This window comes from Pseudofulvibacter geojedonensis, from assembly GCF_042675745.1.
GTDB classification, from domain to species: Bacteria; Bacteroidota; Bacteroidia; order Flavobacteriales; family Flavobacteriaceae; genus Pseudofulvibacter; species Pseudofulvibacter geojedonensis.
Genome location: NZ_JBHTJM010000003.1, coordinates 20,156 through 38,557 on the forward strand (window position 1 = coordinate 20,156; position 18,402 = coordinate 38,557).

Here is an 18,402-nt window from a genome sequence, read left to right on the forward strand (position 1 = left end):
AATAGATTATTTTTTTACATAAAACCTATTAATATCTTCAATTGCTTTTTCAAAAATTGGATAGTCAATATTTTCAGACTCTAAAGGGTTTAAACTTTTATCGGTAATAGTAAAAATACCTGAATTTTTAACTACTCGGGTAATTTTATTTTCTTCTATAATTGCGTAAGAATTTTTATATCCACAAAGGAACCATTCGCGTTTAGAAGTGTTAAATAAATTTTTACCAATACTTATTTCAGAAGGTTTGTTTTTAACACCTAAATAGTTATTCATTAATGTAGGTGTTACATCATAATGTAGGCTTAAGTGATTGAATTCTTGAGGATCTTTATCTGCATCAAAAATGTAAAAAGGAACTTTAGTCTGATATTTAGTATAGTTACCTGCATGATTCCAAAATCCTTTTTTATTATCATTAAATTCTTGTCCGTGATCACTAGTAACAACAATTATAGTATTTTCCAATTGATTGTTTTCTGTTAGGGTGTTAATTACTTCTCCAATTAAACTATCAATAAAATGCAATGAGTTTTTATATAGATTCAACATTTTATCTGGATTATAATCATTGTCTAGAGCAGTGTAGTCTACTATATCTAAAGCAGGGCTAAATATTTTTGGGTAGTCTTTTGGAACATCATATCCATGAGCTGCATCAAAAAATAAAAAATCAAAAAAAGGTGTTTTTTTATCTCGTTTGTTATAATGAGCAGTCCAATTTTTAGTGATGTCTATATCTCTTTTGTAAGGACTATCTCCGTTAGAGTTAAGTCTTAAGTTTTCTACATTTAAGAAAATATTTTTGTCAAAAGGAGGGTTTTCTAATGTAGCACTACCTAAAATATTCATATCGTATCCCTGACTTTTTAAAACAGACATGAAGGCAGGTGGTATTTCGTGGTTGGTAAAAGAATCGTTACACAATCCAGAAACACCATAAAATAGAGTAAACATTCCATCGGCAGTAGCATTAGATCCGCTATGATGATTGTTGAATACTTGTGACTGTTTAGAAAGTTTATATAAATTTGGAGTTACAATACTATCCATACATGTGTATCTCCAAGAGTCTATAGTCAATAACAAAAAATTCTTCTTTTTTTCTGGAGCTGTATAACTTAGTTCTGTAAGGGGGTATTTTATGGCTCCTTTATTATCTAACTTGTATAGTTTTTGATTTTTTTCTATAAGCTCTTTATTTATTAAATTCATTTTAGCAAGAAGTGACTTAGCTGTCAATGGAAAGAAAAGAGGGTATACCTCTTTAGCTTGTGTAATAGGTCTATAAAACCCAGCGTCGGCCCAAGCAAAAGTAATATGGCTAAAAACTAAAGAACTTAAAAGAGTGTAAAGAATGAGCTTGGTTTTTATTTTTTTTTCAGTTAGTTTTTTAGCAATGAATAAAATAAAAACTTGAATTAATATAATTAATATTATAAAGGCAATTGCTTTTATAATGTTTGAGCTATCAATATGAAAAATATCTCCAGCATTTTTACCAAATACCATTTCTAATACAAAAGGAGAAATGTGAAATCTAAATTGAGAATAAACTAGCGTGTCTAGCTTTAAAACTATAATATTAATGGTAGCTAGAAGGATGAAAATAACATTACTTAATTTTTGTTTTTTTGTAATATAGAATGCTAGAAAAGATAAAAGTAATGGTAAAACACTTAAAACTGCAAAATGACTAATAAAAGTAGTGATATAATAGCTAATGGCTAATGTATATGAAATGTTGTTAACATATTCGAAGTAAGAATAAGCAATCAACAAAATTACTACTAAGTTGAGTAGGTAAGAAAATAGTAATGTTTTATAATGGTTTGTCTTTTCTACAAGCATAAAAATAAAATATCAGCAAAATTAACTGATAAACCAGTAAAAAAAAAATCTAGTACTAGTTCTAAAATTTAATAATGTAAATTTGTTGGACTAATATTAAAATAAATATGAATCAAACTTTTGTTGGGTGCTCTATGTACCATATTTATCTGTCTATGCTTTTGGCTTTCCAATATAAAAAGTCAGATCATAAATCATTATTGGTAGTTATTGAAGATAGAACTGAAGGTATTCAAGATTATATAGAACCCTTAAAAGCATTAGGAGCCTTTGAAGATGTTGTAGCAGTACGAAGTTATGGGGTTGTAAAGAATTTAAAGAAAAAATCAGGAGCTTTTAATTACATATTTAACAGGGCTAATTCCTTAAAGAAAAGTTTTGAAGATGAAAACCCTCAGCTGCAAAAGTATCATGAGTTTATTTTAGAATCAGAAATCAATCTATATCATATAGTAAATTCTAGGGCGTATTTTTTAATTAATTACCCAAAAAATAGCTTTAGAATGATTGAAGAAGGTACTGGAACATACAGGCATAAAATGCCTTTTTCAAGAAAGTTAAAAAGAACCTTGATGGGGTACCCATTATTAATGGGGTATGATAAACAGGTAAAAGAGGTATTGGTTCAACAACCAACAGATATGCAAGATCCTTTTTTAAGAGCAAAGTCAGTAAAACTAGATTTAAATTATTTACAAAGCAGCTTAACAGAGGAAGAGATAAGCAATATTTCTAAGTGTTTTGGGTTAACTTCTGAACTAACAGATAAAAATCAAGAAAAAGCAATTATACTTACACAACCGTTGATAGAAGCGGGGTTTAAGGTGACAAAAGAAGAAATGATTGCCATTTACCAAGATATGATTAATGATGCAAAAGAAAAGGGCTTGAAAGTATACTTAAAAATGCATCCTAGAGAAGAGATAGATTATAATCTAGCATTTAAGAAGGAGAAGGTTATTGTATTACCTAAACTATTGCCTATAGAATTGATAAACTTAGATAATAGTATTAAGTTTCAAGAAGCTTATACAATATGTTCGGGGTCTATAGATAATTTAATTAATGTTAAGAACAAAAATAGCTTAGGTTTTGATTATTTAAAAAAGTAGTGCAATTCTCTAATTGAATGCCTAAAATTAAAATATGAATCAAATTCAATAATTAAAATAAAGACTACATTTGTATCTGGAAAAAAACATAGATGTATGCTAGATTTAAACAACAAATCAATATTAATAACAGGAGGGACAGGGTCATTTGGAAAAATGTTTACTAAATTAATTTTAGAAAGATTTCCAAAAGTAGATCGATTAGTTATTTTTTCTAGAGATGAGCAAAAACATTTTCAAATGGCTCAAGAGTTTCCTGAATCAAAATATCCTCAAATACGTTATTTTATTGGAGATGTAAGAGATTTAAAGCGTTTAGAAAGTGCTTTTGAAGGGATTAATGTAGTTATACATGCTGCGGCTATGAAACATGTTCATTTGGCAGAATACAACCCAATGGAATGTGTTAAAACGAATATTAATGGAGCAGAAAATGTAATAGACGCGGCCTTAAAATGTGGTGTAGAGAGTGTGGTTGCCTTGTCCACAGATAAAGCTGCTGCACCAATTAATTTATATGGAGCAACTAAATTAGCATCAGATAAGTTGTTTATAGCAGCAAATAACATAAAAGGGAAAAGAAACATTAAGTTTTCTGTAGTTCGCTATGGTAATGTTATGGGGTCTAATGGATCTGTTATGCCTTTCTTTTTAAATAAGAAGAAAGCAGGAGATTTGTTTTTACCTATTACAGATAAAAAAATGACACGTTTTAATATTTCTTTGCAAGATGGTTGCGAAATGGTTTTTTATGCAATTGAAAAGGCATGGGGAGGTGAGGTTTTTGTACCCAAAATACCATCTTACAATATTGTAGATGTGGCAACTGCTATTGCTCCAGAATTAGAGCAAAGAGTTGTAGGTGTTAGACCTGGGGAGAAATTACATGAAGAAATGATTACTTCTTCAGATTCGTATAATACAGTAGATTTGGGTAAATATTATGCAATATTACCTCAACAGTCACCATATTCAACATATTCAATAGAAGACTATAAAAAAGCATTTAATGCTGTTTCTGTGCCTAAAGGATTTTCGTATGATTCTGGTTCAAATACAGAATGGGAAACGGTTGAAAGCCTAGAAGAATTAATTAAAATACATGTAGATCCAAACTTTAAGGCATAATGGCAATACCGTACGGAAGACAATACATAGACGATAATGATATAGAAGCAGTAGTGTCTACTTTAAAGGCTGATTTTTTAACTCAGGGACCAAAAGTTAAAGAGTTTGAAGAGAAATTTGCTGCTTATGTAGGTGCTAAATATGCTGTTGCTGTAAATAATGCTACTTCTGGATTGCATTTGTCGGTACTAGCTTTAGGTTTACAAGAGGGTGATAGAGTAATTACAACTCCTATAACTTTTGCCGCCAGTGCCAATTGTGTTCGTTTTGAGAAAGGAGAAGTGTGGTTTGCAGATATTGATCCAGACACTTATTTACTTTCATTAGAAAGTGTAGAGAAACTAATAAAGAGTAAGCCAAAAGGTTTTTTTAAAGGAATTATTCCAGTAGATTTTGCAGGATTACCAGTAGATTTAGAGAAATTTAGAAGCTTAGCAGATAAACATAATTTATGGATTATAGAAGATGCTTGTCATGCACCAGGTGGATATTTTATAGACTCTAATCATACTAAACAGCGCTGCGGAAATGGTAACTATGCAGATATTGGTGTTTTTTCATTTCATCCCGTTAAACATATAGCTTGTGGAGAAGGAGGAATGGTAACTACCAATTCAGAAGAACTTTATAAAAAGTTGTCTTTATTTAGAACCCATGGTATAACCAAGGAAGCTATGCAAGAAAACCATGGAGGATGGTTTTATGAAATGCAAGAATTAGGTTATAATTATAGACTAACAGATATTCAATCAGCTTTAGGAATAACACAGCTAAATAAAAATGATCAAGGAGTAATTCAAAGAAACGAGATTGCAAAAAAATATAAGGAAGCTTTTAAAGGAATTGTAAAATTTCAAAGCTTACCTGAGAATGCATATAATGCTCATCATTTATTTGTTATAGAGGTAACTAAGAGAAAGGAACTATACGACTTTTTAAGAGAGAATAAAATATTTGCACAAATACATTACATACCTGTGCATACTTTGCCTTATTATAAACAGATCGGTTATGATAATGCAAATTTAATACATGCAGAAAATTATTATAGTAAGTGTATTAGTTTACCAATGTACCCAAGTTTAAAAAATGAGGAACAAGAGTTTGTAATAAAAAAAGTTTTAGAGTTTATTAATGGCTAGTTTAGCAATTATACCTGCAAGAGGAGGAAGCAAACGCATACCTAAAAAAAATATAAAAGATTTTTTAGGCGTTCCAATTATATCATACTCTATAAAGTCAGCAATTAATTCTGAACTTTTTGATGAGGTTATGGTTTCTACTGATGATGAAGAGATAAAAAATATAGCCGAATCTTTTGATGCTAAGGTCCCATTTTTAAGAGGTAATTCTAACTCTGATGATTTTGCAACTTTAGCAGACGTACTTCAAGAAGTATTAGCATGTTATAAAGAAGAGGGAAAAGAGTTTACAAGTGTTTGTTGTATATTGCCAACAGCGCCCTTTGTAAATTCTGAAAAACTTATTAAATCTTTTAAAATTTACCAGCAAGAAAAATTTGATACTGTTTTTCCGGTATTAGAGTTTTCATATCCAATTCAGAGAGCTTTGAGATTTGAAGGAGAGAATATAGAAATGGTAGAAGAAAAGTACTTGAACTCAAGATCACAAGATTTAGAAGCAAGATATCATGATTCAGGTCAGTTTTACTGGATAAATGTTGAGCGATTTTTATTAGAAAAAAAAATGTTTACGGCTAATTCAGGAGCCATTGTAATATCAGAACTTGAGGCTCAAGATATAGATACTATTACAGATTGGAAGTTAGCAGAAATTAAATACCAAATGATGCTTAAGAATGAAAAAAATAATTTGTAGGGCAGATGGTAATGCTAAAACTGGTTTAGGACACTTATACAGAATGTTAGCTATAGCTGCGTTCTATCAGGAAGATTACGAATTAATTTTTTTAACTAAACAGTCTTCAATAGCTTCAATTATTCCTAAAGAATACAATCTACAGTTCATTCCAGAAAATATTACTATAGAATTAGAACCACAATGGTTGTCTGCTAACTATTTATCGTCTAAATATATAGTTATTGCAGATGGCTATCAATTTGTAAGTGCTTATCAAAAGGCACTCAAAGAATTAGGCTATACATTATTTTACATAGACGATTTAGCAGTAGAACATATGTACGCCGATGTAGTAATTAATCATTCTTTGCATTTTACTCCTGAGCTTTTTAAAGCAGAAGAGTATACTCAATATGGATTGGGTACCAACTTTGCCATGTTACGCCCTAAATTTTGTCAAGCAGCAAAATTAAATCGTAATATTTCAAGTATAGAAGATGCTTTTGTGTGTTTTGGAGGGGCAGATCAATATGATTTATCTTTAAAGGCTGCTAAGGCATTATTGAAAAAAAAACAAATAAAAACGATTCACGTTGTTTTGGGAGGAGCATATTCTCATCAATCGATTTATAATTTAGCTAATGAAAACCCTCAGTTGTTCTTGTATAAGAATTTAAGTGAAGATTTATTATATAACTTAATGGCTAGATGTCAAATGGCTGTGGCCCCATCAAGTACTATTTTGTACGAATTATGTTCTGTTAAAATGCCAATACTAAGCGGATATTTTGTTGATAATCAAAAGAACATAAATTCAGACCTTTCTAAAAGAGGAGTTATTTTTAATGGAGGAGATTTTAGTAAATACGCTGTAACTGATTTTGAAATTGAAATAGATAAAGTTTTATATAGTAAAGAAATTAATAGTTGTCTTTTAAAACAACAAAACTTATTTGATGGTAAAAGCAAACAGCGTTTTTTGAATTTAATGGAACAGTTTCAAATTACAAGTAGGAAAGCTACTGCTGAAGATGTAATGTTGGTATATAATTGGTCTAACGATATTTTAGTAAGGCAAAATTCATTTCAATCAGCCCCAATAAACTTAGAAAGTCACACTAAGTGGTTTTTAGACAAGATTAAAGACCCAGAAGTACTTTTTTTAATTATCGAAGTAAATAATAAACCAGCTGGTGTTGTGCGTTATAAATTAAATAAGACTAATTCTGTAGTTGGCGTGATTGTTTCAAACGACTTTAGAGGTAAAAGATTATCAAGTGCTTTTTTAGAGGAAGGTTCTAAAAAGTATTTTGAAATGAGTGATAAACCTATATATGCTTATATTAAAAAAGAAAATATTGCCTCTGTAAAAGCTTTTGAAAAAGCAAAATATGTATATTTAAAAGAAGAAAATATAGAGGGAAATAGTAGCTTTGTGTATAAATTAGAAAAATATAATGTTATTAGATAAATGTTTTATAATTGCCGAGTTATCTGCGAATCATGGTGGAGATATAGAAATAGCTAAAGAAACGGTAAGAGCAGCTAAAAGAGCTGGAGCAGATGCCATTAAATTACAAACTTATACAGCAGATACAATAACATTAGATGTCCGATCAGATTTATTTAAAATAGACCAAGGAACCGCTTGGGATGGACAATATTTACATGATTTATATAAACAAGCTTCTTTGCCTTGGGAGTGGCATAAAGAGCTATATGATTTAGCTAAAGAAGAAGGATTGGTTTGTTTTTCTTCTCCTTTTGATTTTACAGCAGTAGATTTTTTAGAAAAGCTACAAACCCCAATATATAAAGTAGCTTCTTTTGAGATTACTGATATTCCGTTAATAGAATACATAGCCTCTAAACAAAAACCAATTATTATTTCTACAGGTATAGCAACTATTGAAGATATAGAATTAGCAATATCTGCATGTAAGAAAGAGGGGAATAATGATATTACAATTCTTAAATGTACTTCTGCTTATCCTGCTTCTCCAGAAGATGCTAACCTATTAACTATACCAGATATAAAAGAGAAATTTAATGTAAAAGTAGGTTTGTCAGATCATACTATGGGTACAGAAGCCCCAACAGTAGCTGTAGCTTTAGGAGCAACAGTAATTGAAAAGCATTTTATATTGAATAAAGAAATAGGCGGAGCAGATGCACATTTTTCATTAGATGAGGAAGAGTTTACTCAAATGGTTAATGCTGTTAGATTGACAGAAAGATTAATGGGTAAAGTAGATTATGAAATGAATGATAAAAAACAATCTAGTAGAACCTTTTCTAGATCATTGTTTATTAGTGAAGATGTTAAAAAAGGAGATATTATTACAAAGCATAATATTAAATCTGTTAGGCCTAACTATGGACTTCATCCTAAGTATTATAACGACGTTTTAGGAAAAACTTTTACAACTAATGCAATAAAAGGAACACCTTTAAGTTTAGATATTATTAAATAATTTAGCTCTATTTTGATGAACTATACTTTACATCCTAAGTTTAAACCAGATACTGATTTTTTTACAGATATTATAGAAAATTATTCATCAAAAGGAGAAGACTATGGCAATCAAAATAGAAATTCCTTAAAGTTATTTGATTTTAAAGGAATAACCATAAATGTTAAGTCATTTAAGGTGCCTAATATCATCAATCAAATTGTTTATAGGTTTTTTAGAAAGAGTAAAGCAGAAAGATCTTATGAATATGCAAATAGATTAACAAATCTAGGTATAGGGACACCAACTCCAATAGGTTTCTATGAGTTTAAAAGTATTTTTTTATTCAATAAAAGCTATTATATAAGCGAACATTTAGATTATGAATTAACTTATAGAGAGCTTACTACGGATTTTGATTATCCTAATCATGAAGAAATTTTAAGAGCATTTACTCGATTTACATTCAATCTGCATGAACAGGGAGTAAATTTTCTAGATCACTCGCCAGGAAACACTTTAATTAGAAGAGAAGGAGATGAGTATAAGTTTTATTTAGTAGATTTAAATAGGATGGAGTTTAAAAACTTGAACCTTTCAGAGCGTGTTAAGAACTTTGCTAAATTAACTACTCATAAATCTATGATTGAAGTAATGAGTGATGAATATGCAAAGTGTACCAATAGCGATTATGCTCGAATATTTGATTTAATGTGGTCTGAAACCAATAAGTTTCAAGAAAAATTTCATAGAAGGAGACGTTTAAAAAAGCAAATAAAATTCTGGAAATAAATTATTTTTCGTTTCGATACATTTTCTTTAATTCTACGTAGCGTTGCTTTACATAATAAGCACTTAAATAAGAAACGATAGCTCCTTTTTTTCCATCTAAAAAACCAAGTCTTATTATAAAGTGATTTACAAACCTGTAAAAAGGTTTGAAATAGAAATGATACGCATTAGGTCTAAGCTTTTTAATATATAATTCTTTAGCTCTTAACTTAGCATATTGGGTCATTTTAGATTTGTATTCTTCATAAGAATCAAATGAATAATGTAAAAGTTTGTGTTTAAATATTCCTGTACTACCTTTAATATCTAGCAACTCATGTACCAATAAGTCTTTTTTATAAGTAACAGCTTGTTTTTTATAAAGCCTAAATACTTTGTCAGTTTGCCATCCACTAAAACGAATTAATTCTCGTTTAAAGAAAAACTTTCGATACATTTCATATGCAATTATTTCTTTAGAGCTACTATTTACCGTTTCAATAATTTCTTGTTTTAAATTAGGAGTAACTCTTTCATCTGCATCTATAAATAGTACCCAATCATGACTAGCATGCTCTAAAGCAAAGTTTCTCTGGTTTGAAAAATTTTGAAACTTGTTTGTAATAAGCTTTACATTATCATGAGATTTTATCTTCTCAATAGTTTTATCTGTACTAAAAGAGTCTACAATAATAATTTCGTCAGTAAAGCTCAGGTTTTCAATCAAGTCATCAATGTTTTTTTCTTCGTTATAAGTAATAACTAGAGCAGATATAGGAGTGTGTTTAAACTGAGTAACGGATTGACTTAGACTGTAATTGTCAAGATTTAACGTGTTAATTTTTTTAAGGTACTGCTGTAAATCATCTTTAATATATTCAGGTTTAAAATATTGGTAAAGATTAATTGAATTCTTCTTTAGGTATGCTTCAGATTTATTGATAAATAAGTCAGGCTTGACATCTTTTAAATGAATTGACTTATGGTAAATACCATCTTCAAAAGTTGCCCATATTTTCTTTTCTATCCAAGGAGAAAAAATAATATAAGAAGGTTTGTTAAGAGCTTTGGCCATGTTTATAGCACCACCATCATTACCTACAATATAATCGCATTGATTCATTAAGGCTATAAATGATCTAAGACTTTTACCTAAAGTATTGAAGTAAATCTTTTCTTGAGTAGATTTTTTGCAAAAACTATATATTTCTTTTGCTTGTTCTATTTGATTGGGAATATAGTTGAATAATAAATTACAATCTCCAATTTCGGCTATATAGTCAACAATTTTAGCCATATAGTTAAGCGGATAGGTCTTGTTCTCAGAGCTACCAATAATACTAACCATAATGGTCTTTTTAGTGGTGTCTATACCATCAGAAACTAATAAATTTAATGCTTCTTTATTTTCTTTTTCAGAAACATATAGTTTAGGATATGTTTTATAATTGGACGATAGACCAAGCGCTTCGATTAATTGTAACCTATGTTCTATAGCTAAACCTAAATTATATCTAGGTTTTTTAGCTTGATTTATAGGATGTGTGTAAATTGATTTAGAATAATATTTAGAGTAGGATATTTTGGTTTTGGCACCACTAAATAATGAAATTAAATTACTTTCTAATTTACAATAAGCATCAATTACAACATTGTATTTTTCTTTTCTTATAGAAAATAAAAATTTTAACAGAGCTAGTTTACTACTTCTGTAAGCTGGTTTAAAATAAACTATCTTATCTATATAAGGATTGTTTTCTACAACAGGAACCGTGTTGGTATTAATTAAAAAATGAACTTCAGAATTCGGAAGTCTTTTTTTTATTCGTTCACATAAGATGGTACTAGTCAGCACATCGCCAATCATCTTTTGTTGTATTACTAATACCTTCATGTTGGTTATTTAATAGATAAAGAATTATTTATGGTACGATGATTAAACGATTGTAAGTAAGCTTTTATATGGGTTTCTAATTTTTTAATGACCTCTTTAGAATTGTTTAATAAATTATTTTTAACGTATGGATCTGTTTTAAAATTATACAATTCAATTATTTTCTTACCATCAAAAATAAAATAATAATCATCAATAACAACATGGTAAACGTTGTTAACGTAATTAATAATTAAATTTTCATCGTTTTTATAACTGTTTCCGAAGCTTATGAATTTTTTATTATAACCAAGATAGTCTAAAATAGATGGTAGAATGTCTATTTGTTGAAGGTTTTTATCTGAAACTCCTTTTAAATTATTATTGTTAGGGTCAAACAGAATAATAGGTATTTCGTATTCTTCTAATTTAGATTTATACTTTCCGTGATTAACAGACGAACAATGATCGGCTGTAATTACAAATAAGGTGTTTTTATACCATTTTTGTGTTTTGGCATAGTTAAAGAATTTTTTTAACGAATAATCTGTATAACCAACTGTTTGGTAAAAACGGGTGTTCCCTTTTTTAAAGTTATTAAGATGCTTTTTAGGCATAATAAAAGGTACGTGAGAGGAAATAGTAAAAACACTAGAAAAGAAAGGTTCTTTAAATGTGTTTAATTCCTTTCCAAAAAATTGCAGAAACTCTTCGTCAAAAATCCCCCATTTACCATCATCATGCTCAGGATTGTTGTCAGGATATTGATCTTTACCATAATACTTATCAAAACCAGCAATAGATGAATATTGATCGAAGTTTTGACTACCATTAAAAGCTCCATGAAAAAAGGAAGTATTATAGCCTTCTTGTTTTAATATTTTAGGTAGAGTATTTACATTGTTAAATGCATAGGTAGATGCAATATAAGGCTCTCCAATAATACTAGGGATACCTGATATAGTTGATGGAACTGCATCTATAGATACACGACCATTAGCAAATCCGTTTTTAAAGTAAAGAGATTGAGTAATTAAAGAGTCTAAAAAAGGAGTATTGCCTGTTTTTTTGTTAGAAAAGCTTACATTTTCGTCTCCATAACTTTCAACAATGATTAAAACAATATTCTTTTTCTGCAAACCTTTATTGTTTTTATAATGTTTAACAGGAGAATATAATTTGTTAAGCTTAGTAGGTTTAAAAAAACTATGTTCTTTAAGTTCTTTCTTTTTTCCAATAGTTTTTAAAATACAAAATGGTGTATTGAGTACAATTGGTGTGTTATTTGGCGATGTGTATTTAATAGCATCTACTCTTTTTAACGGTTTTTTCTGAAAACCACCTCGACCTATTAAAATACAACTACCTACGGAGCATAAAAAAATAAGTAGTTGAAATATATAGTTTTTTGAAGAGCTAAAATTATTGGGTTTATTAAATGTATGTTTAGGGATAAACTTCCAAAAAAGAAAACCAAAAAGAATGAAAAAAAGAAAAACATACCAATAACTTTTTATAAAAGAGGGTAGAAGTCCTCCAATTTCTTGCTCCATTCCAGAAGCTGTTATCAAACCATAAGTGCTTCTTTTTCCGGTGAAGTTGTAATAAATAAAATCTATAAAGTTAGTAGATAAAAATAACAGATTAACTACAAAAAAGAGTATTTCTAATCCTTTTTGATAATTTCTGTTATACTTGAAATTTCCAGGAACGGTATGTAAAACAATAATTAATGCATTGGTATAAAATATTGCAGACAAATCAAATCGGAGACCACCAATAAAACTTAATACACCAATATTGGTAAAACTATTCCATTGAAAGAATAAAAAAAGTAATCTACAAAGAGTATAGGCTACTGTTAAGTAGCCTAATCTTTTTAGTAATAATAGTATGCTGTTGTAATATAGATTCATTAACGCGAAGGCAGTTTTTAACTAGTTTGCAAACATACGATTTATGAATTAAATTAGACAGCTACATCATATTCTCTTAAAGCATCATTAAGAGATGTTTTCTTATCAGTAGATTCTTTACGTTTTCCAATAATTAATGCGCAAGGTACTTGGTATTCGCCAGCTGCAAATTTTTTAGTGTAACTTCCTGGTATAACAACAGATCTAGCAGGAACAACACCTTTCATTTCTTTAGGTTCATCTCCAGTAACATCAATAATTTTTGTGCTCATTGTTAGTACTACATTAGCTCCTAATACAGCTTCTTTCTCTATTCTAACACCTTCCACTACAATACATCTAGAACCAATAAAAGCACCATCTTCTATAATTACTGGTGCAGCTTGTAGCGGTTCTAAAACCCCACCAATGCCTACACCTCCAGATAAGTGAACATTCTTACCTATTTGAGCACAACTACCAACAGTAGCCCAAGTATCTACCATAGTACCTTCATCTACATAAGCACCAATATTTACATAACTAGGCATCATAATAACTCCTTTAGAAACATAAGCTCCATGACGTGCAATGGCATTTGGTACTACTCTAATACCTTTTTCTTGATAACCTCTTTTTAAAGGTATTTTATCATGGTATTCAAAAATACCCGCTTCTAAGGTTTCCATTTTTTGAATTGGGAAATATAGAACAACAGCTTTTTTTACCCATTCGTTTACTTGCCAGCCATTTGCAGTTGGTTCAGCAACACGTAAAGTGCCTAGATCTAATAAGTCAATTACCTTTCTTATGGTGTCTTGAGTTTCCTGTTCTTGTAGTAAAGCTCTATTATCCCAAGCTTTTTCTATGATTTGCTGAATTTCAGTCATGATTTTTTTGAAAATTTTGGTAAATATACGGGCTTTATTGCTATTTAATTGCTCTATTTTATAATCCTAACATATTTAATGGTATTTTTGGCAAAATTTAAAATTCAATCTATAAAAGTAGAAAGGGTTTTAAGTAGTTATAATATTTGAATAATGGCTAGGCTTTTAGCTTTAGATTACGGATATAAAAGAACAGGAATTGCAGTTACAGACGAGATGCAAATAATAGCATCGGGTTTAACTACTGTGTTAACTGAAGATTTAATTGCTTTTTTAACTGATTATTTCAAAAAAGAATCGGTAGAATTAGTGATAGTAGGAGAACCTAAACAAATGAATTTTGAAGCTTCAGAGAGTGAGGTATATATTCAGGAATTTTTAGTTCAATTTAAAAAAATGTTTCCAGATATGTCTGTAGTTAGAGTTGATGAGCGATTTACTTCTAAAATGGCTTTCCAGACTATGATAGATAGCGGAATGTCTAAAAAGAAGCGCCGAGATAAAGCACTAGTAGATGAAATTAGTGCGACTTTAATTTTACAATCGTATTTATATAATAAATAAGTTATGATTTTACCAGTTGTTGCCTACGGAGATCCAGTTTTAAGAAAAGTAGGAAAAGAGATAGATAAAGATTATCCTAAGTTGAATGAGCTAATAGATAATATGTGGGAAACCATGTATGGGGCTTCTGGTGTTGGTATTGCAGCACCACAAATAGGTTTGCCAATAAGATTATTTGTTATAGATGCGTCTCCTTTTGGAGATGATGAGGATCTTCCAGAAGCAGAGCAGGAACAGTTGAAAGATTTTAAACGTGTTTTTATCAATCCTAAGATCGTAAAAGAAGAAGGAGATGAATGGGCGTTTAATGAAGGGTGTTTAAGTATTCCAGATGTAAGAGAAGATGTTTTTAGACAAGAGCAAGTAACTATTGAATATTTTGATGAAAACTGGAAAAAGCAAACAGAAACTTTAAACGGACTTGCAGCAAGGGTTGTGCAACATGAATATGACCATATAGAAGGAGTATTGTTTACAGACAAATTATCGGCATTAAAAAAACGATTGATTAAAGGTAAATTAGCTAATATTTCTAAAGGAAAAGTTCGAATAGATTATCGAATGAGATTTCCACAATTAAAAAAGAAAAGATAATCATTAATATTTAGTGCAAACTGTTATTTTTGCGAGATAAAATTTAAGAAACGAATATGAGTTTAAAGAAAATTTTAGCCATTTCTGGAAAACCAGGATTGTATGAGTTAAAAACACAGACTAGAGCAGGATTTTTAGCTGAGTCATTATTAGATGGAAAGAAAATGTCAATAGGTATGCGTCATAATGTGAGCATGCTAAATGAGATAGCTATTTATACGTATTCTGAAGAAGTTCCTTTACGAGAAGTTTTTCAAAAGATAAAGGATAAAGAGAATGGAGGAGAGACAATTAGTCATAAAGTATCTAAAAATGAGTTAGAATCATATTTTTCTGAGATACTTCCTGATTATGATGAAGATAGAGTATATGCTTCTGATATTAAGAAAGTAGTACAATGGTATAACTTATTACAGAAGAAAGATTTATTACAGTTAGAAGAAGATGTAGTAAATTCTGAAGAAGAATAAACCTTTTTATAGCATAAAAATTAAATCCTACCTTTAGCGTAGGATTTTTTTATACTTATTGATTATTATATGAATAATAGAGCAGAACAATTAAAAGCTTTTGATAGATTATTAACCATAATGGATGAATTGCGAGAGCAATGTCCGTGGGATAAAAAACAAACTTTAGAGAGTTTAAGACATTTAACAATAGAGGAAACCTATGAATTGGGCGATGCTATTTTAGCTCAAGATTTAGTTGAGGTTAAGAAAGAATTGGGAGATTTATTGTTGCACATAGTATTTTATTCAAAAATAGGTAGTGAAACTAACGATTTTGACATAGCCGATGTTGCTAATGATATTTGTGATAAACTAATACATAGGCATCCGCATATATATGGAGATGTAGAAGTTGATAATGAAGAAGATGTTAAGCGTAATTGGGAGCAATTAAAATTAAAAGAAGGTAAGAAAAGTGTATTAGAGGGAGTTCCTAAAAGTTTACCAGCTTTAGTAAAAGCAAATAGGATTCAGGAAAAGGTAGCTGGAGTTGGTTTTGATTGGGAAGAACCACATCAGGTTTTTGAAAAAGTAAAAGAAGAATTAGCAGAATTAGAGGAAGAGATTCACGAAGGAAATTCTAATAAGATAGAGGCAGAATTTGGAGACGTATTGTTTTCGATGATTAATTATGCACGATTCTTAAAGATCAATCCAGAAAACGCCCTAGAAAGGACTAATAAAAAGTTTATACATCGTTTTCAGTATTTAGAAAGTAAAGCAACAGAAAAAGGGAAGAAATTACAAGATATGACTCTAGCTGAAATGGATTTGTATTGGGAAGAAGCGAAGCGGATTTCAAATAACTAAACTATTGGGAAGAAGCGAAGCGGATTTCAAATAACTAAACTATTGGGAAGAAGCGAAGCGGATTTCAAATAACTAAACTATTGGGAAGAAGCGAAGCGGATTCCAAATAACTAAACTATTGGGAAGAAGCGAAGTGGATTCCAAATAAAAAAGCCTCTAGTTTTCTAGAGGCTTTTTTTAACAGTATACAATTTATTCTTCTGTAGTGTTGTTTTCTTCTTCTTTTTCATCAGAAGTAAACATGCTTTTAACTTGTTGAATTTTTTGTTTCCAACTATTTAAGTTGTTTTTCTGCTGGTCTATTTTTTTGTAAACATCTTTAACTAAAGGATTATCTTTTTTAGCATTAGAAAAGAAGGCTAAATTGTTTTCTAATTGATTGATTTCTGATTTGATCTCATCAATTTTACGCTTAACAAACAATAGCTCATTTTCTAAAGCACGATTATCTCCTTCTAAGCTACTTAATTTATTTTGATATTTAATTTTTTCAGCTTCATTTTTATCAATATCTAACTGATTAAATAAATTGTCAATAACAGCATTAAACGAATCGTTTATACTTAATTTATTTCTTGGTACTTTACCTAATGTCTTCCAATGGGCAATGTGTTCCTTAATTGTATTAAGTTTATCTTGATGTTCACCTTCTAAAGAAACTTGTTTTAAAGTTTCTATATATGCTTCTTTAGCTTTTAAAGCTTCTAATTCTGATTCATTAGCTTCATTTCTTTTGGCGTGAAGCTTGTCAAAGTATGCATTGCAAGCAGTTTTAAATCGTTTCCAAATTTTGTCGCTATCTTTTTTTGGAACATGACCAATTTTTCTCCAATCGGCTTGAATTTTCTTCATTAATGGAGTAGTAGCTTGAAAATCATCATTATCCATATTGGCTTCTGCTATTTCAATCAGAGCTAATTTTTTGGTTAAATTTTCTAGCTGGTCCTTTTTGATGTTCTTGTAAAAAGCATTTTTATTTTTATTAAAATCTCTAACAGCTTGTTTAAAGCTTGCCCAAGTTTCTTCATTTACTTTAATAGGAACTTTTCCTGCATTAAAAAAAGAAGTTCTTAAGGCTTCTATAGATTTAATTTTTTCTTGCCAAGCTTTATGATTATTGTTAGTATCTGCAGCAATAGCTCTTATTTTATTTATAATTTCATTTTTTGTAGCTAAATTAACTTCATAACGTTTATCTAACTCATTAAAATGTTCTTGTCTTCTGTCATGTAAAACCTTAGTAGCATTACTAAAGCGAGTCCAAATCTCTTCTCGATGTTCTTTACTTACAGGACCTATGTCTTCTTTCCAAGTTTTATGTAACAATTGCAATTCTCTAAAAGCCTTCATGACATCTTCTTCTTTAGAAAGTTCCTCGGCACGAATTACCATTTTCTGCTTTAATTCTAAATTGTGTTTAAAGTCTAAATCTCTTAAATCTCTATTTAAATGTAAAAAATCGTAAAAACGTTCTACATGGTGGTGGTATGTGTTCCAAACAGTGTTATATCTATCTCTAGGAATTGGTCCAGCATTCCTCCAACTTTCCTGTAAGTCTTTAAATTGCTTGTAAGTAGTGTTTATATTTTCATCAATACCTACCAAGCCTTTAATTTCTTCTATAATAGCATTTCTCTTGTTAAGATTGTTTTTTAAGCTTTCCTCAAGGTTTTTGTAATATGCATTTCTTTTACTTCTAAAATCGGCGTAAATAGTATTAAATTGAGCTTTAGTATTTGAGTGGTATTTAAAATCGATTTCATTTCCACCTTCTGCCAAAAATTCTTCTTTTTTAGCTTCAATTAGCTCACTATATTTGGCATTAAACTCTTCTTTTATTTGATTAACATGTTTGCTAATAGCTTGGATAGGGTGCTTTTGAACTAATTCAGAAAACTCATTAACCAAAGATTCCATATTCATGGCATGGTAGTCTTTAGCTTCTATTTCATGTCGCTTAGCATTTTCGTTGTCTTCTGCATCTTCTGCATTTTCATTTTCAATTTCTTGAACGACATCCTTTTCTGTAGCTTCTGTTCTTTGTACTACTGGAGTGTTTTTTTCTAATCCATCTGCTTCTTGCAGGTTATCTATTTCAGACATAACAATTTGTAATTATGTTGGTTAA

16 protein-coding genes are annotated in these 18,402 nt (G+C 29.8%); 11 read left to right on the forward strand and 5 right to left on the reverse strand.

Annotated features, from left to right (window positions below; genetic code table 11):
• Positions 1 to 6: 6 nt before the first annotated feature.
• Positions 7 to 1,851, reverse strand: a complete 1,845-nt coding sequence (locus tag ACFQ1O_RS03200) for a DUF3413 domain-containing protein (protein WP_377713276.1) — start codon at positions 1,849 to 1,851, stop codon at positions 7 to 9.
• Between the two features lie 107 nt (positions 1,852 to 1,958).
• Between ACFQ1O_RS03200 and ACFQ1O_RS03205 the strand changes: the two genes are divergently transcribed.
• The 7 genes from ACFQ1O_RS03205 (at position 1,959) to ACFQ1O_RS03235 (ending at position 9,157) form a co-directional block, all read left to right on the forward strand.
• Positions 1,959 to 2,963: a polysialyltransferase family glycosyltransferase gene (locus tag ACFQ1O_RS03205; protein WP_377713278.1), complete on the forward strand. Its 1,005-nt coding sequence runs from the start codon at positions 1,959 to 1,961 to the stop codon at positions 2,961 to 2,963.
• 96 nt (positions 2,964 to 3,059) lie between these two features.
• Positions 3,060 to 4,091, forward strand: coding sequence for a UDP-N-acetylglucosamine 4,6-dehydratase (inverting) (gene pseB / locus ACFQ1O_RS03210; protein WP_377713280.1), 1,032 nt, complete (start codon positions 3,060 to 3,062; stop codon positions 4,089 to 4,091).
• A complete protein-coding gene (gene pseC / locus ACFQ1O_RS03215) occupies positions 4,091 to 5,233 on the forward strand; it encodes a UDP-4-amino-4,6-dideoxy-N-acetyl-beta-L-altrosamine transaminase (RefSeq protein ID WP_377713282.1) in 1,143 nt (380 codons plus the stop codon). The genes pseB and pseC overlap by 1 nt, the downstream gene beginning before the upstream one ends.
• Entirely contained in the window at positions 5,226 to 5,930 is a 705-nt protein-coding gene (gene pseF / locus ACFQ1O_RS03220) for a pseudaminic acid cytidylyltransferase (RefSeq protein ID WP_377713284.1), read from the forward strand. The genes pseC and pseF overlap by 8 nt, the downstream gene beginning before the upstream one ends.
• Positions 5,911 to 7,383 carry a UDP-2,4-diacetamido-2,4,6-trideoxy-beta-L-altropyranose hydrolase gene (pseG, locus tag ACFQ1O_RS03225; protein ID WP_377713286.1) on the forward strand — a complete coding sequence of 491 codons (1,473 nt, stop codon included), beginning with the start codon at positions 5,911 to 5,913 and terminating at the stop codon, positions 7,381 to 7,383. The genes pseF and pseG overlap by 20 nt, the downstream gene beginning before the upstream one ends.
• Positions 7,370 to 8,386 carry a pseudaminic acid synthase gene (pseI, locus tag ACFQ1O_RS03230; RefSeq protein WP_377713288.1) on the forward strand — a complete coding sequence of 339 codons (1,017 nt, stop codon included), beginning with the start codon at positions 7,370 to 7,372 and terminating at the stop codon, positions 8,384 to 8,386. Before pseG ends, pseI begins: the two co-directional genes overlap by 14 nt.
• A 15-nt stretch (positions 8,387 to 8,401) precedes the next feature.
• On the forward strand, positions 8,402 to 9,157 hold the full coding sequence (locus ACFQ1O_RS03235; protein WP_377713290.1) for a lipopolysaccharide kinase InaA family protein: 756 nt from the start codon (positions 8,402 to 8,404) through the stop codon (positions 9,155 to 9,157).
• 1 nt (position 9,158) lies between these two features.
• Here the strand turns inward: ACFQ1O_RS03235 and ACFQ1O_RS03240 are convergent, their stop codons facing one another.
• Genes ACFQ1O_RS03240 through ACFQ1O_RS03250 form a run of 3 tightly spaced genes read right to left on the reverse strand, consistent with a single transcriptional unit; the run spans position 9,159 to position 13,794 of the window.
• Positions 9,159 to 11,030, reverse strand: a complete 1,872-nt coding sequence (locus ACFQ1O_RS03240) for a glycosyltransferase (protein ID WP_377713292.1) — start codon at positions 11,028 to 11,030, stop codon at positions 9,159 to 9,161.
• Positions 11,031 to 11,035: 5 nt separating this feature from the next.
• Positions 11,036 to 12,925: an LTA synthase family protein gene (locus ACFQ1O_RS03245; RefSeq protein WP_377713294.1), complete on the reverse strand. Its 1,890-nt coding sequence runs from the start codon at positions 12,923 to 12,925 to the stop codon at positions 11,036 to 11,038.
• Between the two features lie 53 nt (positions 12,926 to 12,978).
• Positions 12,979 to 13,794 (reverse strand): 2,3,4,5-tetrahydropyridine-2,6-dicarboxylate N-succinyltransferase, encoded by an 816-nt coding sequence (locus ACFQ1O_RS03250; protein ID WP_377713296.1) that lies wholly within the window; start codon positions 13,792 to 13,794, stop codon positions 12,979 to 12,981.
• A 153-nt stretch (positions 13,795 to 13,947) separates the two neighbouring features.
• Between ACFQ1O_RS03250 and ruvX the strand changes: the two genes are divergently transcribed.
• From ruvX to mazG, 4 genes are all read left to right on the forward strand, one after another.
• A complete protein-coding gene (ruvX, locus tag ACFQ1O_RS03255; RefSeq protein ID WP_377713298.1) occupies positions 13,948 to 14,358 on the forward strand; it encodes a Holliday junction resolvase RuvX in 411 nt (136 codons plus the stop codon).
• Positions 14,359 to 14,361: 3 nt separating this feature from the next.
• Positions 14,362 to 14,952 carry a peptide deformylase gene (gene def / locus ACFQ1O_RS03260; RefSeq protein WP_377713300.1) on the forward strand — a complete coding sequence of 197 codons (591 nt, stop codon included), beginning with the start codon at positions 14,362 to 14,364 and terminating at the stop codon, positions 14,950 to 14,952.
• Positions 14,953 to 15,008: 56 nt separating this feature from the next.
• The gene (locus ACFQ1O_RS03265) at positions 15,009 to 15,422 is read left to right on the forward strand and encodes a DUF5606 family protein (RefSeq protein WP_377713302.1); all 414 of its coding nucleotides are present in this window, start codon (positions 15,009 to 15,011) and stop codon (positions 15,420 to 15,422) included.
• Positions 15,423 to 15,491: 69 nt separating this feature from the next.
• Positions 15,492 to 16,274 (forward strand): nucleoside triphosphate pyrophosphohydrolase, encoded by a 783-nt coding sequence (gene mazG / locus ACFQ1O_RS03270; protein ID WP_377713304.1) that lies wholly within the window; start codon positions 15,492 to 15,494, stop codon positions 16,272 to 16,274.
• Positions 16,275 to 16,466: 192 nt separating this feature from the next.
• On the opposite strand, the gene ACFQ1O_RS03275 is transcribed toward mazG, so the two are convergent.
• The gene (locus tag ACFQ1O_RS03275; RefSeq protein WP_377713306.1) at positions 16,467 to 18,377 is read right to left on the reverse strand and encodes a DUF349 domain-containing protein; all 1,911 of its coding nucleotides are present in this window, start codon (positions 18,375 to 18,377) and stop codon (positions 16,467 to 16,469) included.
• Positions 18,378 to 18,402: the final 25 nt, after the last annotated feature.

Bases quoted from the DNA above. Each gene is read 5' to 3' on its own strand.
- ACFQ1O_RS03200 (WP_377713276.1), bottom strand. From the start codon at position 1,851: ATGCTTGTAGAAAAGACAAACCATTATAAAACATTACTATTTTCTTAC.
- ACFQ1O_RS03205 (WP_377713278.1), top strand. From the start codon at position 1,959: ATGAATCAAACTTTTGTTGGGTGCTCTATGTACCATATTTATCTGTCT.
- pseB (WP_377713280.1), top strand. From the start codon at position 3,060: ATGCTAGATTTAAACAACAAATCAATATTAATAACAGGAGGGACAGGG.
- pseC (WP_377713282.1), top strand. From the start codon at position 4,091: ATGGCAATACCGTACGGAAGACAATACATAGACGATAATGATATAGAA.
- pseF (WP_377713284.1), top strand. From the start codon at position 5,226: ATGGCTAGTTTAGCAATTATACCTGCAAGAGGAGGAAGCAAACGCATA.
- pseG (WP_377713286.1), top strand. From the start codon at position 5,911: ATGAAAAAAATAATTTGTAGGGCAGATGGTAATGCTAAAACTGGTTTA.
- pseI (WP_377713288.1), top strand. From the start codon at position 7,370: ATGTTATTAGATAAATGTTTTATAATTGCCGAGTTATCTGCGAATCAT.
- ACFQ1O_RS03235 (WP_377713290.1), top strand. From the start codon at position 8,402: ATGAACTATACTTTACATCCTAAGTTTAAACCAGATACTGATTTTTTT.
- ACFQ1O_RS03240 (WP_377713292.1), bottom strand. From the start codon at position 11,030: ATGAAGGTATTAGTAATACAACAAAAGATGATTGGCGATGTGCTGACT.
- ACFQ1O_RS03245 (WP_377713294.1), bottom strand. From the start codon at position 12,925: ATGAATCTATATTACAACAGCATACTATTATTACTAAAAAGATTAGGC.
- ACFQ1O_RS03250 (WP_377713296.1), bottom strand. From the start codon at position 13,794: ATGACTGAAATTCAGCAAATCATAGAAAAAGCTTGGGATAATAGAGCT.
- ruvX (WP_377713298.1), top strand. From the start codon at position 13,948: ATGGCTAGGCTTTTAGCTTTAGATTACGGATATAAAAGAACAGGAATT.
- def (WP_377713300.1), top strand. From the start codon at position 14,362: ATGATTTTACCAGTTGTTGCCTACGGAGATCCAGTTTTAAGAAAAGTA.
- ACFQ1O_RS03265 (WP_377713302.1), top strand. From the start codon at position 15,009: ATGAGTTTAAAGAAAATTTTAGCCATTTCTGGAAAACCAGGATTGTAT.
- mazG (WP_377713304.1), top strand. From the start codon at position 15,492: ATGAATAATAGAGCAGAACAATTAAAAGCTTTTGATAGATTATTAACC.
- ACFQ1O_RS03275 (WP_377713306.1), bottom strand. From the start codon at position 18,377: ATGTCTGAAATAGATAACCTGCAAGAAGCAGATGGATTAGAAAAAAAC.